This is a genomic window from Flavobacteriales bacterium (genome assembly GCA_020635795.1).
GTDB lineage: Bacteria > Bacteroidota > Bacteroidia > Flavobacteriales_E > Vicingaceae > Vicingus.
Genome location: JACJZD010000001.1, coordinates 52,004 through 67,325 on the forward strand (window position 1 = coordinate 52,004; position 15,322 = coordinate 67,325).

Below are 15,322 nucleotides of genomic sequence, written 5' to 3' on the forward strand. Positions count from 1 at the left end.
GTTATTTGGTAGTGATTTTTGCAAAGGTCGACCAAAGAACATAAAGTAATAAAATTAATGGGAATGCCACCAAGCTAAATAATGCTAAAAACAAAAAGAATAGCAATATAAATGTTAATGGTAATTCATTACCCTTCCATTTTAGCGATTTCATTTTTAAAGAAAACATTGGGACTTCGGCAAGTAAAAGAAAAGAAAATACAATTCCTAAACCTAGCATTAATATGGGGTTAGATATAATTGGAATCACCATATTTTTTGTAGGAATAATTTGCGGAAAATCAGGAAAGAAATAAATAACCACAATGAAAATAAAAAAACCAGCATTTGCAGGGGTAGGTAATCCTATAAAGCTTGAAGTTTGGCGTGTGTCTATATTAAACTTTGCCAATCGAAATGAAGAAAAAACGGGGATAAAAAAGGCTAAATAGGGTAGCCAAGAATAACTAGTTATCAAATCAGAAGGATTGATTTCCTGTAAATGATTTACATATTGGAACAAAATAATACCAGGCGCTAAACCAAAGGAAACCATGTCTGACAAAGAATCCAATTGTTCGCCTAAAGGGTTTGAAACTTTTAACAATCTAGCTGCAGCTCCATCCATAAAATCGAAAATGGTCCCTACAAAAATTAATAATGAAGAAATATAAAGCTCTCCAGTAAAAGCATTAGTAATGGCTAAACAACCACAAAGTAGGTTTAAAGTCGTTATTGCGTTTGGAATATGTTTTTTCATGTTGGTGTTAATTGCTTGTAAAAGTATAAAACTTCGATTTAAGTTTAAGGAAATAGTTTTCAAAATACTTAAAACTGATGTGCGAAATAAATATGGTAGCGATTAAAATGATGATTGGGTAAATAAGGAAGACGTGCCAATAGGTTTCGGCAAACGAAAATTGTTCTAAAGCTTTAATTAGAATGGTAATAACAACACCATGAAAACAATATAATCCGTATGAAATTTTCCCTAAATGGTTCAATATTTTTGACTTTCCGGGGTTAAAAAATCTATTTTTTCCGTATGATTGTTCAAGTATAAAAAGTGCAAAAAGTATGGAGAAATAGAGTCTAGAAACAATAGTAAATAGTTTATACTGGTTGAGTTGATTAAAAAACACTATGCTTAAAACCAGAATGGTATACAAAGCAATGGTTTGTATTTTGCTCATTCCAATTACTTTTTGAAATATTTTTTTATTATAAAAAGCCAAGTAAGCAATTATTCCTCCAATACCAAAATTACCTAATGCACTAATGGTATTAAAGTATAGTTGTAGACTTTCATGGATGTAGTATGCCCTGAAAACAACAGAAATTACAATAAGTAGTACAGATAGCCATAATAAGTTTATTTTCAAGTACTTCATAACCACCGACCAAACAATATAAAATTGTTCTTCAATAGAAATTGACCAAAGAAAAGCAAGGAAAAAAAGGAAGTTTGTGCCGTTTTCAATAATGTAAAAGTTGATAATAAACAATCCAAAGTATTTAAATGGTGGAATGGGTTCAATTTGAATGGTTAATTGCTGGCTCAAATACGAGAGCATAATTCCAATTAATACAATTAAAAAATAAAGCGGCCAAACTCTTAATGTACGACGAACTAAAAAGTTTTTAATATTGAATGATTGAGTAATTTTTTGTTCTTCAAGTATTATCCAAGAAATTAAAAAACTAGAGAGTACAAAAAAATATTCTAATCCCAGCATGCCTATTTTCCCCCAATTATAAACAAATTGAAACGCTCCGCTAGATTTAATTATGGGGTTAATAGATATAAAGGTGTGAGCTAAAAATACAATGATGAATGCAAAAAAACGGCTTGCATCTAAATTGTCGAAGTATTTTTTTGAATTAGTCAAGCAATTTTTTTTACAATAATATTCTATTTTTTAAGTTAAAGCAAAGGAAAAAGAAACGAGTAAATTGAAATATGCCAACAATATATTCAATTATTTGTTAATTTTCATCCCTATTTGCACCAATGCTTAAAGTAAAAATAACCATATTATTAATTTGTTCTACGATATTGTCGTTTGCACAAACTTCTGCACCAAAATATAGTAACGAGTTTTTAGCTATTGGTGTAGGGGCAAGAGCGTTGGGTATGTCTAATTCTAACATAACCTCTGTTAATGATGTTACTTCTGGTTATTGGAACCCTGCTGGATTAACCAGAATTGATAAAGATTTTTCATTAGGATTGATGCATGCAGAATACTTCGCTGGTATTGCTAAATACGATTATGGTGGTTTTGCAGCAAAAATTGACAGTGTAAGTTCGTTTGGTGTTTCTATCGTTCGATTTGGTGTTGATGATATTCCGAATACCACTCAATTAATTGATGCAGATGGCAATATAAATTACGATAGAATAACTTCGTTTTCGGTGGCTGACTATGCCTTTTTATTTTCTTATGCTCGTCGTTCAAATATACCTGGATTAAGATATGGAGCTAACGTAAAAATTATCTACCGTAAAGTTGGTGATTTTGCTAAAGCGTATGGTTTTGGATTAGATTTAGGTGGACAATACGACTATAAAGGTTGGAATTTTGCTGTTATGGCAAGAGACGTAACATCTACCTTTAATGCGTGGAGTTTTTCGTTGGATGAGGAGACAATTGATGTTTTTGAAGCCACTGGCAACGAAATTCCAGAAAACTCTACCGAAGTTACATTGCCAAAAGTAATTTTGGGTGTTGCAAAAAATATCAGAATCAGTAAAAAATTTAATGCATTGAGTGAAATAAATTTTGATTTATCAACCGATGGTAAAAGAAATGTTTTAATTACTGGAGATCCTGTTAGTATTGACCCGCACATGGGTGTTGAAGTTGGATACGATAATTTGATATTTTTGAGATTTGGGGTTGGTAATTTCCAAAAGGTAACGGACATTTATGCAAACGACAAAATTTCTTATCAACCCAATTTTGGTATAGGAATTAAATTTAAAGGAGTTTCGTTAGATTATGCATTGTCGGATATTGGTGACCAATCTGAGGCGTTATATTCCAATATCTTTTCGTTGAAGTTCGATTTCAACAAAATTGTTCATGCTAAAGAACCAAAACAACAATAATATATCTGTTAATTTTTGTAATTTTCTATTTTAAAGCAAATAGATTGAAGCAAAAAGAGTTTACATATCAATTCGTTAGAAAAATTTCCTTCGTATTGTTGGTGTTTTTTTCGTTCAATTCATTTGCTCAACCTTATTATAATAGTTGGATTAATTATTCTCAGCAGTATTACAAGTTCAAAGTATCATCAAATAATCTTTATCGTATAGATTCTCTTGCATTGTTTAATGCTGGAGTTCCAATTAATTCGATTGACCCAAGAAATATTCAAGTTTTTGCAAGGGGGCAAGAGATTCCATTGTTTGTTAGTGGTGAAAATGATGGAATATTTAATACTGGAGATTTCATCGAGTTTTATGGTAAAAAAAATGATGGTTGGTTTGACGAGGGATTTTATGGAGGTGTGGCAAATCAACCAAACCCTTATTATAGTTTAATTAATGATACGATAAATTATTTTTTAACTTGGAACAACTCAATTGCAAATTCAAGATTTACAGTTGAAAACGATACCAATTATTCCGTTTATGCACCGACACCATATTTTGAGAAGGAAGTTACAAAAGTATATTCAACTTCTTATTTTTGGGGTAAAACATTATTAATAGGAAATACCTCGGAAAATCAATTCGGTTACGACCCTGCTGAAGGTTGGTTTGATGCGCCTTATACTTTGAATGGATTTACAGCAAAAGCATTAAACACACTTAATGCTTATGGTTTGGCAGGTAATGCTAAACTAAAAACTACAGTGATAGGGGCTTCAGATTTTTCCTCTGTTTTACCAGATCAACATTTAAGGGTTCAACTTGGCTCTACTACTATTGACACAATTTTTGAAGGATATCAAAAAATTGATTTGGAAGTTGGTATTCCAATTGGAGATGTTTTATCCTCTACAACTGTTACTTATAATAGTATCAACGACTTAGGTTCTTCTGTTGGAAAACAAACGGTGGCTTATACTCAATTAAATTATCCTCATACTACCGATTTAGAAGGTGTTACTAAGTTCGAAAAAATGTATGTTGAAGATGATTTAATAAATGCAAAATCGTTATTTCAGTTTACAAACTTTGCTGGTGCAGGAAAAATCATTTTTTATGATTTAACCAATGCAAAAAGGATAAACATTGCTGATTCTTCTTCAAGTTTTCAATGTCTAATACCTAATGCTGGAAATAAAAAAGAATGTATTGTTTATCGCGAATCAGAAATAAAAAATATTACCACACTAACTCCAATAAATTCTACTGGCTTTTTTACCGATTATAGCACAAGCGTTGATACTGCTTTTATAATAATAACCCATGCCTCTCTTTTAGCCGAAGCGAATACTTACGCTAGTTATCGTCAAAGTAGTTTTAAAAATCCGCAAAACAGTTATGTAGTAAGTATTGATGAGTTGTATGATCAATTCGCTTATGGAATTGAAAAACACCCTTATTCAATACGAGGATTTGTTGATTACGTTTTGGATAATTGGACGAGCCAACCGAACTATTTATTCCTTTTAGGAAAATCAATAAAGTCGAACGAGGCAAGAAGTGGTGTTAATTTCACTCAAAATTTAGTTCCTTCTTTTGGTCACCCAGCTTCGGATATGATGCTTACTGCTGGATTAAATGGTACCATTACAGAATCACCTATACCAATGGGTAGGGTTTCTGCTAAAACAGGTTTACATGTTAGTTTATATCTAAACAAAGTAATGCAACATGAAAATCCCATTCCTAATCAATTTTCATCGCCTTATGGTGAAACGGATTGGATGAAAAAAGTATTGCATTTTGCTGGAGGTGATGATGCTGGCTCAGCAAATTTATTTATGTCATATCTGAATGGGTATAAAAATACCGTTGAGGATGATTATTTTGGAGGTAATGTTTACTCGTTTGCTAAAACGTCAACAGCACCTATACAAACAACCATGTCTGATTCTATAAAACAACACATTGGTAATGGTGCGGCATTAATGACATTTTTTGGTCATGCCTCAGCTACTGGAGGGTTTGATCAAAATCTTGATGACCCTTCGTTATGGCCTAATCAAAATGGGAAATATCCTTTTTTATTAGGTAATGCATGTTTGGCTGGAGATATTCATTTACCATCCGCAAATAGTGTGAGTGAAAAGTATGTGTTGATTGATAATAAAGGCGTAATAGGGTTCTTGGCATCGGTAGATTTTGGTGAGGCTGCACGTCTAAATTCTTATTCGGCTGAGTTTTATAGAAATTTATCGACATATAATTATGGAGGTAGTGTTGGTCGTCATATCAAAAATACAATACAAGCGATACAAGGACCTGGTACAAACCCATTAGTAACATCTACCACGTTAGGGATGACATTGCATGGAGACCCATCTATTGCTTTAAATTCTTATGAAAAACCTGATTATATGATTCAAAACAGTTCGGTTTTCTTTACGCCAACTCTTGTTACATCTGATTTGGATTCGTTTAAAGTAAATATCGTTATTTCTAATTTGGGCAAGTCTATCGATACCTTAATAGCAGTTGAACTTACACGAGTTTTTCCATTCAATACCCCGAGTTTTGGTGATACCACCTATGTTAAATTTATTCAAGCACCTCAATACAAGGATACAATAAGTTTTACTCTTCCTGTAGATTTAATTCGTGGACTTGGCACTAATGGGATAAGTGTTTATGTTGATGCATTAAGTGATATAGATGAAATTTTTGAAACAAATAATCAAGTAACTACTTCATTAGACATTAGTTCTGGGGAGATTATCCCCATCTATCCTTATAAATATGCTATTGTTCCAAATCAGGGAATAACTTTACAAGCATCAACAGCATTTCCATTTGAACCAGCCAAGAACTATATTTTTGAAATAGATACCACCGATTATTTTAATAGTCCCATTAAAGAATCAACTATGGTTTATCATGCTGGAGGCGTTGTTTCTTGGCAGCCAAATCTTTTACAGAATATGCCTGATAGTACCGTGTATTTCTGGAGAGTAGGAAAAGATTCTGTGGATGCAACAGGTTATAAATGGAGAAACAGCTCTTTTCAATACATCGATGGAAAAGAAGGTTGGGAACAAGCACATTTTTTTCAATTTGAAAATGATGAGTATGAGTTTTTAAAGCACAATAGAGCAACCAGACAATTTGAATTTTCTCCCAATGTTAAGCAATTGAGTGCGAAAACCTATGGTGCCGCGGAAATTAGTGAGCTTTATGATACTAAATATTTAATAGATGCTGGAGTGGTAGCTTTTGGTGGTTCGCAGGTTTACGCTGCACTTCATGTAGGTGTAGTTGATGGTTTAACTCTAAAACCTTGGCGAGCAGATGAATATGATTTTGGGCAAACTAATTACCCAGGAAGTAATGATAAACCAGAATTTTTTATTTTTAGACATAATGACCCAAATCCCCCATTTTTAGAGATGGAATCATTAGCGAGTATGTTAAACGATAGTGTTCCCATTGGTCATTATATCGTAGTATGGACTTGGTATTACAAATCTTTTTCCTATTATTTACCAATGCCAAACAATTTAAGAACTGCTTTTCAAAATTTAGGAGCAATTAATTTACCGACTATTCAAGATAGCTTACCATTTATATTTATTGCCCAAAAAGGTAGCCCGTCTAATGTAGTAGAGGTTATTGGTGATTCGATTAGTCATAAAGCATTAACGGGTTCTATGGTAATGACTTCTGTAGCCAATTACGCCAATATATATTCCGAGATTTTAGGTCCTGTGCTAAGCTGGGATACCTTATCTTGGCAAACTACTCATTTGGAAAATCCGTCTCAAGATAGTTCAATTTTGAATGTATATGGTATAGATAACTTAGGGAATGAAACACTTTTGATTAGTAATTTACCAACCGATTCAACTGATATTCGATTAACTGATCGAATAGATGCAGCTCAGTTTCCTTTCATGAAGTTGAATACTTATTTATCGGATAATACAGATTTTACAGCTCCGCAATTACGTCGTTGGCAAATTACTTATGAAGATATTCCTGAATGTGCCTTAGACCCAACAATTTATTATAGTTTTTACAAAGATACCATTCAGGAAGGTGATAAAGTAAAATTGTCAATTGCGGTTAAAAACATTAGCAGACATGATATGGATAGTTTGTTAATATCGTTTTCGGTATTAGATAAAAACAATCAAATTACCTCAATACCTTATGCTCGCCAAAAACCCCTATTGGCAGATAGTGTTATAATTGCTGATATAGAGTTTTCAACCTATGGTTATCCTGGGTTAAATTATTTGTTGGTTGATGTAAATCCCAACAGCGACCAATTAGAAAAATACCATTTTAATAATGTTGCACAAATACCATTTTATGTAGGAGTCGATAAAATCAATCCAATTTTAGATGTAACCTTTGATGGTGTTCACATTTTAAATGGAGATATTGTTTCGTCTAAACCAGAAATTGTAATTGAGTTAACAGATGAAAACAAATATTTAGCATTGGATGATACATCAACTTATGCCATTTACATCAAATCGCCTGATGGACTAGAACAAAGAAAGTATTTTAATGCGGGTGGTTTAAATGAAATGCAGTTTATTCCTGCTTCACTACCCAAAAACAAATCTAAAATTATATACAAAGGTAATTTCCCAGTAGATGGGATTTATCAACTTCGAGTTCAAGGAGCTGATAAGTCTAACAATCAATCTGGTACGTTTGATTATCTAATAAAGTTCGAAGTGATTAATAAATCGACTATTACTAATTTGCTGAATTATCCTAACCCATTTTCGACAGCTACAAAATTTGTGTTTACATTAACAGGTAGTACTATTCCTGAAATATTTAAAATACAGATTATGACCGTTACTGGAAAAGTAGTTCGTGAGATACATAAGGATGAATTTGGACCAATAAACATTGGTAGAAACATTAGCGATTTTACGTGGGATGGAACGGATACTTATGGTGATAGATTAGCAAATGGATTATACCTTTATCGAGTAATCACAAAAATTAATTCATCTGATATTGAATTAAGAGAAACAGAAGCTGACCAATATTTCAAAAAGGGTTTTGGTAAAATGTATTTATTTAGATAATTGAACCTTAAAATGAAATATTTAGTTTTTTGTATTCTTCTAACATCCTTTGTTTTATCTCAAAATGGTTATTCAACTAATTCCTTTACTGATAATGATTCTATTGTTTATTATGAGAACTTATCTCATAAACTATTAATAACGACTGGGATAAATTCTACTTTTTCTGATTTAACTATTAAAAATAAAAGTGATAATAAAGAATTGCAGATAAAACCTTTGGGACAGGTTAGCTTAACCGCTGGGTTTAACTATAAGTGGTTAGGGTTGGAACTTGGTATTGGATTACCTCCAAATCAACAAGAAAAAGCAAGAAAAGGCAATACTTCTAAATTAGATTTGCAGTTAAACATTTATTCTAGAAGAATTGGAGCTGATGTGTTTTTTCAGCATTACACAGGTTTCCATTTGGATAATCCAAACAATTTTACAACATGGAGGTCTGACACATTACCACAGCTTCCAAAAATGCAACAATATGCGATTGGGGCTACTTCTTTTTATATATTTAACCACAATAAATTTTCATATAGTGCCCCATACGTAAGAAATGCAAAGCAAATAAAGAGTGCAGGTAGTTTGTTAGGTGGTATTTATTTTAATTTAGATGCAGCAGCATCGGATGGGGGTTTTGTGCCTAATGATAGTCTATTAATTAACGCTCGAGATTCATTTCCAATTTATGCATACAATTCAACTTCTTTTGGGGTGTCTTTTGGATATTCATATACATTAGTCATTTCACCAAGTTTTTTTTTGAATTTAACACTTATGCCTGGGTTAGGGCGAAAACAAATAAAGATAGAAACCTTTAAAATAGATTCTAATGGTGTTCAAACGCGACCATTAGAAACTACAAATGGAGTTTCTAGCAGGGTGATGTTTCGAGCAGCAATAGGCTACGAAAAAAACGATTTTGCAATTGGAACATCATTTTATTCTTCACGAGGTACAATAGCAATTAAAAATTTTGAATTTACACCAGGTCTTGGGAGTTTTAGGATTTTTGTTGCGAAAAGGTTTGGTTTGAGTAAAAAGACAAAAAATCACCCAACACAATAAAAGCTAACAAATAGGTGTTTACAATTTAACTCACATTGAAAAGTGGGAGGGGTGCTTTAATAGTATTTTAGCTAATAAAAACAACTATCTATGTTAAGTCAAATTTTATTGCAAATTAGTGTTGGAAATACGCCTGTTCAAACTGTTCCATCTCCTATAACAACTGAAAAAACATTATCAATTTGGGAATTAGTTTCATCTGGCGGTATTGGAGGAAACATTATTATGATATCTCTATTGGTTTTATCAATAATTGCAGTTTATATCATTGTTGAACGGTTTTTATCGATTGCAAAAGCGAGTAAAGAAGATGCAAACTTTATGAATCAGATTAAAGATTTTATCCTTGATGGAAAAATTGATGCAGCAAAGAGTTTATGTAAAATGAATCAAACGCCAATATCTAAGATGATTGAAAAAGGTATAAACAGAATTGGAAAGCCTTTAAGTGATATTGGAACTGCAGTTGAAACAACAGGTAAATTAGAGTTAAATAAATTGGAAAAAAATCTTTCTACTCTTGCAACAATTTCTGGGGCTGCTCCAATGATTGGTTTTCTTGGTACAGTAATCGGGATGATTATGGTTTTCCATAAAATGGCTTCAGCTGGAGGTAATATTGATGTTGAAATGCTTTCACAAGGTATTTATACCGCAATGATAACTACTGTGGCTGGTTTAATTGTAGGTATTATTGCTTATGTAGCATACAATATTTTAGTAGCCAAAGTAGAAAAAATAGTATTTGTAATGGAAGCTAGAACAACTGAATTTTTAGATATTTTACACGAACCAGCGGCATAATGGCAATACGATCAAAAAATAAAGTAAGTACCAATTTCAGTATGTCAAGTATGACAGACATTGTGTTTTTGTTGCTTATATTCTTTGTAATAACTTCTACGTTAATTAGTCCAAATGCGTTGAAGTTATTACTTCCAAAAAGTTCGAGTAAAACGTTAAGTAAACAGACAATTTCTGTCTCGATAACTAAAGAATTGGAATATTATGTAAATCAGGATAAAGTTGCTTTTGAAAGTATTGAAGGGATATTGCAGCAACAATTGGCTGGAGAAGTTGAGCCTGGTGTTATTTTACATGCTGAAAAATCAGTGCCCATAGAAGAGGCTGTTAAAGTAATGGATATAGCAAACAGAAATAAGTATAAGCTTGTTTTAGCTACAGCGCCTCAGTAGTTTTTATGGAATTTTATGAAAATTTCATCTATACAATAAAATGCAAATCATAAAAGAAAAAAATAACAGAGCTGGATTGATTGGAACAATACTGTTTCATGCATTGTTATTGTTGTTGTTTTTATTTGTAGGAATGACTTACCCTGATCCGCCACCACCTGAAGAAGGAATTACCATCAATTTTGGAAATAGTGAAGATGGTATGGGAGATAATCCAACAGAAGAATTATCTGAATCTGAAAGTGAATCGAATGAAGCAACAAATAATGCTGCAAGTAGTTCTTCTCCTGCTGAGCAACAAATTTTAACTCAAAACACTACGCCAACAGTTAATGTTAACGCTACAACTACCACCACAACTCAAACAACCAATACAACTCAAAACAGTACAAGTCAAAACTTATCAGAAGCATTAAATGCTTTTAATAATTCTGGAGGGCAATCTGGTAATGAGGGTGAGACTGGAAATCCTGGAAACCAAGGGAGTTTAGAGGGGGATGTTAATAGCAGTAATTATACAGGTGGAGGTGTTGGCAATGGAGTTACTTATTCTTTGTCTGGAAGAAACTTGTTGAGTATGCCTAAAATTGAAGATAACTCGCAAGAACAAGGTAAAGTAGTTGTGGATATTGTTGTAGATAAATATGGTAAAGTAATAAAAGCTACTCCAGGAGGTAGAGGTTCTACCACCACAAGTCCTATTTTGTATAAAAAAGCTGTAGAGGCGGCATTAAAAACCAAATTTAATGCTAAACCAGAATTAGTTGCTGACCAAAAAGGACAAATGACCTTTGTTTTTATTCTCAATTAATGACCTATCAGCAAACATTAGATTATTTATTTAGTCAATTACCCATGTTTCAGCGTATTGGAGCATCTGCCTATAAGGTTGATTTGTCTAATACCATCGAGTTGTGTAATTTGTTGGGGAATCCTCAGCATCATTTTAAATCAGTACACATTGCGGGTACCAATGGTAAAGGTTCTACTTCACACATGCTAGCGTCTATTTTACAAGAGGCGGGTTATACAGTTGGATTATATACTTCTCCTCATTTAATAGATTTTAGAGAACGAATTAAGATTAATGGAGAAATGATTTCCGAACAAGAAGTAGTTGACTTTGTTACGAAATACAAGAAAGATTTTGAAAAAATAAACCTATCATTTTTTGAATGGACAGTAGGTTTGGCATTCGACTATTTTTCGAACCAAAAGGTTGATATTGCTGTTGTAGAAACTGGACTTGGAGGTAGGTTAGACTCAACAAATGTAATTATTCCTGAAATTTCTATCATTACTAATATTGGTAAAGACCATATGCAATTTTTGGGCGATACTTTAGAGAAAATTGCAGTCGAAAAAGCGGGAATAATAAAAAAAAATGTCCCCATAATAATTGGGGAAACACAACCCGAGATAAAGCATGTGTTTGTTTCTAAAGCAAAGGAATTAGGATCAGCAATTTATTTTGCAGATCAAATTATTCAGCAAGGATTAGAATCTGATTTAAAAGGAAGTTATCAGAAAAAAAACATCAAAACTGTATTGGCATCAGTTCATGAATTAAAGAAACTAGAGTTTGCTATTTCAGATGAACAGATAAAAAGTGGATTACTGCATGTTGTGAGAAATACGGGTTTAATGGGTAGGTGGCAAACATTAGGGTTAGACCCAAAAATTATTTGCGATACTGGGCATAATGAAGCTGGAATCAGAGAGGTTGTAAGTCAATTGGAATCATTAACTTATAATAAGTTACATTTTGTTTTAGGGGCAGTAAATGATAAGGAAATTGATTCTGTTTTGGAGTTATTGCCTAAAAATGCAGTGTATTATTTTTGTCAGGCAAAAATACCTAGAGCATTAGATGTGAATGAACTAAAAAATAAAGCGAAAAGTTATCGATTGAATGGTAATGCTTATAGCTCTGTTAAAAATGCATACGAGGAGGCTAAAAAAACAGCCAATAAACATGATTTGATTTTTATTGGAGGGAGTACTTTTGTGGTTGCTGAGGTTTTACAGTAAAAAAATGGAATAAAAAAAGGGTGAAATCTTAGATTTCACCCTTTTTTTATTCAGTAATGAATAATTAGTGAGCAGCTTCTTCAGTAGCAGCTTCTTCAGCTGGAGCTTCTTCAGTAGCTTCAACTTCAGCAGTAGCTTCTTCTGTAGCCTCTTCTAAAGTGTTCATTAAATCGTTAACAGCAGCTTCAGCTTCAGCTTGAGCAGCAGCTTTTTCTTCTTCTGATGGTCCACAAGCAACTAAAGAAAACATTGCAGCAACCATGATCATTGAAAGTAATTTTTTCATTTTGATTAAGTTTATTTGTTTGGTTATTGATTACAATTTAAGTTACAAATGTATATAAAAATATATTATAAATACAAATAAAATTTACTTTTATTCAGATTCTTTGAAAATTACAGCTAATAGAGTTTCTCCAACAGCAGATAGCGAAGGTTTACTTATTACTTCCATATTATCATTATGGGTGTGCCAGCTTTGGTGAAAATTACCTGTGCTTCTTTCGTAATGAATAATATCTATACTCGGAATGTTGGCAATTTGATTTACATATTTATGGTCATCAGTGCCTACAAAAAATGTTTGTTCTGCTACAAAATGATTTGAATAACCCAATTCTGCAGCAGTGTTCCATACCTTAGCAACAATATTTGGGGCATATTTCATTGAAATACTTTCTTGAGTAAATAATGCGTTAGCATTACCAACCATGTCCAGTAAAATACCAAAATCGGCTTTATAATTAGGTTTGTGTAAGTTTTTTGCCCAATATTGCGAGCCTAAACACCAACTGTCAGAATCCATCATGGTCATCGCTGAATTTGGCTGACCATAATCTTCTGCATCAAAAAAGATGATATCAACACCAATGTTTGGTTTTTTAATACTTAGCTGACGAGCAACTTCAATTAATATTCCTACGCCACTTGCTCCGTCGTTAGCTCCAAGTATTGGTTTGGTTAAGTCTTTGGTATCTTGGTCGGCAAAAGGGCGGGAATCCCAATGAGCAAAGAGTAAAATTCTTTTTTTTGCTTCAGGATTATATTCTCCAATAATATTTTTAATAGTAATATTCTTATTATTGAATGTTTTAGCACTTCCTACTTGAATTGCAGTTGTTAAACCATATTCGCTAAGTTTATTTTTTAAAAAATTAGCACATTTTGAGTGAGCATCGTTGTTTGGAAATCGAGGACCAAAGTCAACTTGTTGTTTAATAAATAAATAAGCAGAATCAGCATCAAAATTAGGTCGTTCTAACTTAGGTGCTAAAATAGTTGTATTGTTGGTTTTAGGAGCTGGTTGCTTTGTCGGTTTTTCTCCTTCGCAAGCAAACAGTAAAGTGCAAATTGATATTACAACTAAAAAATTAATTTTCAATTTCCCAAGTAGTGCCATCTTTGGTGTCTTTAAGAGTGATTTGTATTTTATTCAACTCATCTCTTATAAAGTCTGAAGTTGAGTAATCTTTATTTTCTTTGGCTTTTTTTCTTAATTCGAGGATAATACTAAGAGTATTATCAAGTAATTCAGGGTTAGATTTTTCTTTTTCAGGCATTAACCCAAGAATATCAAAAACAAAAATTGAATAATGATTTGTTAGTTTTTCTAAATCTTCTGTTGTAATGGTCTCTTTTCCTTCTTTAAGTAGGTTAATATATTTTAGTCCATCAAACAAGTTGGCAATGGTAATTGGAGTATTAAAATCATCATTCATACTCGCTTCGCATTTTTCAATAATGGAAGAGACATCAAATGATGTTGTTTTTGCTGGATTAATAGAGTTAAGAGTTTTAATGCCAGTTAATAGTCTTTTTAAACCTTTTTCAGATGCCTGAAGTGCTTCATTAGAGAAATCAACAGTGCTTCGGTATTGAGCTTGCAAAAAGAAAAAACGAACAGTCATTGGGTCGTAACCCTTATCTAATAATGGATGGCTACCAGAAATTAGTTCTAAAGGCAAAAATGAATTGCCTAACGATTTACTCATTTTAGAACCATTCACAGTTAACATGTTCCCATGCATCCAATATTTTACAGGAGTTTTTCCTCCTGCCCCTACCGATTGAGCAATTTCACATTCGTGATGTGGAAATTTTAAATCCATCCCTCCTCCATGAATATCAAATTGTTCTCCAAGATATTTTGTGCTCATTGCAGAACATTCTAAGTGCCAGCCAGGCACACCTGCTCCCCAAGGAGAGTTCCATTTCATAATGGTTTCAGGAGATGATTTCTTCCATATAGCAAAATCGGCAAAAAACCTTTTTTCGTCACCACCTTCCAAATTTTCTCTAGTTTGTTCTAATAATTCATCTATTTTTCTTCCAGATAATTCACCATAATTATACTTTTCAGTATATTTTTTTACATTAAAATATACTGAACCATTTTTTTCATAGCCATAACCATTGGCAATAATTTTTTCAATTAATTCTATTTGCTCTATAATATGACCTGTAGCAGAAGGCTCAATATCAGGGTTTTTAAGATTAAATAATTGGGTGGTTTGATGAAAACTGTTGGTGTATTTCTGAACAATTTCCATTGGCTCAATTTTCTCAAACCTTGCCCTTCTCTCAATTTTATCTTCTCCAGCATCAGCATCATCAACTAAATGACCAACATCAGTAATGTTTCTTACATACCTAACTTTATATCCCAAATGTGTTAAGTACCGATAAACAATGTCAAAAGTTAAAAAGGTTCTGATATTTCCTAGGTGAGCTTCATTATAAACGGTTGGGCCACAAACATACAGCCCAACAAATGGAGGATTGATGGGTTCAAATTTTTCCTTTTTTCCCGATAAACTGTTGTATATGAATAATTGATTTTGTGACATCCG

At 32.6% G+C, this 15,322-nt stretch carries 12 protein-coding genes; 7 read left to right on the top strand and 5 right to left on the bottom strand.

Annotated features, from left to right (window positions below):
- Position 1 precedes the first annotated feature (1 nt).
- Both H6589_00265 and H6589_00270 read right to left on the bottom strand, forming a co-directional pair.
- Entirely contained in the window at positions 2-739 is a 738-nt protein-coding gene (locus H6589_00265) for a CDP-alcohol phosphatidyltransferase family protein (GenBank protein MCB9173024.1), read from the bottom strand.
- Between the two features lie 7 nt (positions 740-746).
- Entirely contained in the window at positions 747-1,868 is a 1,122-nt protein-coding gene (locus tag H6589_00270; protein MCB9173025.1) for an acyltransferase, read from the bottom strand.
- Between the two features lie 122 nt (positions 1,869-1,990).
- On the opposite strand from H6589_00270, the gene H6589_00275 reads away from it, so the two are divergent.
- The 7 genes from H6589_00275 to H6589_00305 all read left to right on the top strand — a co-directional run bounded on the left by H6589_00275 (position 1,991) and on the right by H6589_00305 (position 12,473).
- Positions 1,991-3,091 carry a PorV/PorQ family protein gene (locus H6589_00275; protein MCB9173026.1) on the top strand — a complete coding sequence of 367 codons (1,101 nt, stop codon included), beginning with the start codon at positions 1,991-1,993 and terminating at the stop codon, positions 3,089-3,091.
- 44 nt (positions 3,092-3,135) lie between these two features.
- Entirely contained in the window at positions 3,136-8,184 is a 5,049-nt protein-coding gene (locus tag H6589_00280; protein MCB9173027.1) for a hypothetical protein, read from the top strand.
- A gap of 12 nt (positions 8,185-8,196) precedes the next feature.
- A complete protein-coding gene (locus tag H6589_00285) occupies positions 8,197-9,246 on the top strand; it encodes a DUF4421 family protein (protein ID MCB9173028.1) in 1,050 nt (349 codons plus the stop codon).
- Positions 9,247-9,336: 90 nt separating this feature from the next.
- Positions 9,337-10,050: a MotA/TolQ/ExbB proton channel family protein gene (locus H6589_00290; GenBank protein MCB9173029.1), complete on the top strand. Its 714-nt coding sequence runs from the start codon at positions 9,337-9,339 to the stop codon at positions 10,048-10,050.
- Positions 10,050-10,442, top strand: a complete 393-nt coding sequence (locus H6589_00295; GenBank protein MCB9173030.1) for a biopolymer transporter ExbD — start codon at positions 10,050-10,052, stop codon at positions 10,440-10,442. Before H6589_00290 ends, H6589_00295 begins: the two co-directional genes overlap by 1 nt.
- A 40-nt stretch (positions 10,443-10,482) precedes the next feature.
- Positions 10,483-11,253: a hypothetical protein gene (locus H6589_00300; protein MCB9173031.1), complete on the top strand. Its 771-nt coding sequence runs from the start codon at positions 10,483-10,485 to the stop codon at positions 11,251-11,253.
- Complete coding sequence (locus H6589_00305; GenBank protein ID MCB9173032.1) at positions 11,253-12,473, top strand: bifunctional folylpolyglutamate synthase/dihydrofolate synthase; 1,221 nt, start codon at positions 11,253-11,255, stop codon at positions 12,471-12,473. Before H6589_00300 ends, H6589_00305 begins: the two co-directional genes overlap by 1 nt.
- A gap of 64 nt (positions 12,474-12,537) precedes the next feature.
- Here H6589_00305 and H6589_00310 read toward each other — a convergent pair whose 3' ends face one another.
- From H6589_00310 to H6589_00320, 3 genes are all read right to left on the bottom strand, one after another.
- Positions 12,538-12,759, bottom strand: a complete 222-nt coding sequence (locus H6589_00310; GenBank protein ID MCB9173033.1) for a hypothetical protein — start codon at positions 12,757-12,759, stop codon at positions 12,538-12,540.
- A gap of 90 nt (positions 12,760-12,849) precedes the next feature.
- Positions 12,850-13,872 carry a M28 family peptidase gene (locus tag H6589_00315; GenBank protein MCB9173034.1) on the bottom strand — a complete coding sequence of 341 codons (1,023 nt, stop codon included), beginning with the start codon at positions 13,870-13,872 and terminating at the stop codon, positions 12,850-12,852.
- Positions 13,844-15,319, bottom strand: a complete 1,476-nt coding sequence (locus H6589_00320) for a cysteine--tRNA ligase (protein ID MCB9173035.1) — start codon at positions 15,317-15,319, stop codon at positions 13,844-13,846. Before H6589_00320 ends, H6589_00315 begins: the two co-directional genes overlap by 29 nt.
- Positions 15,320-15,322 lie beyond the last annotated feature (3 nt).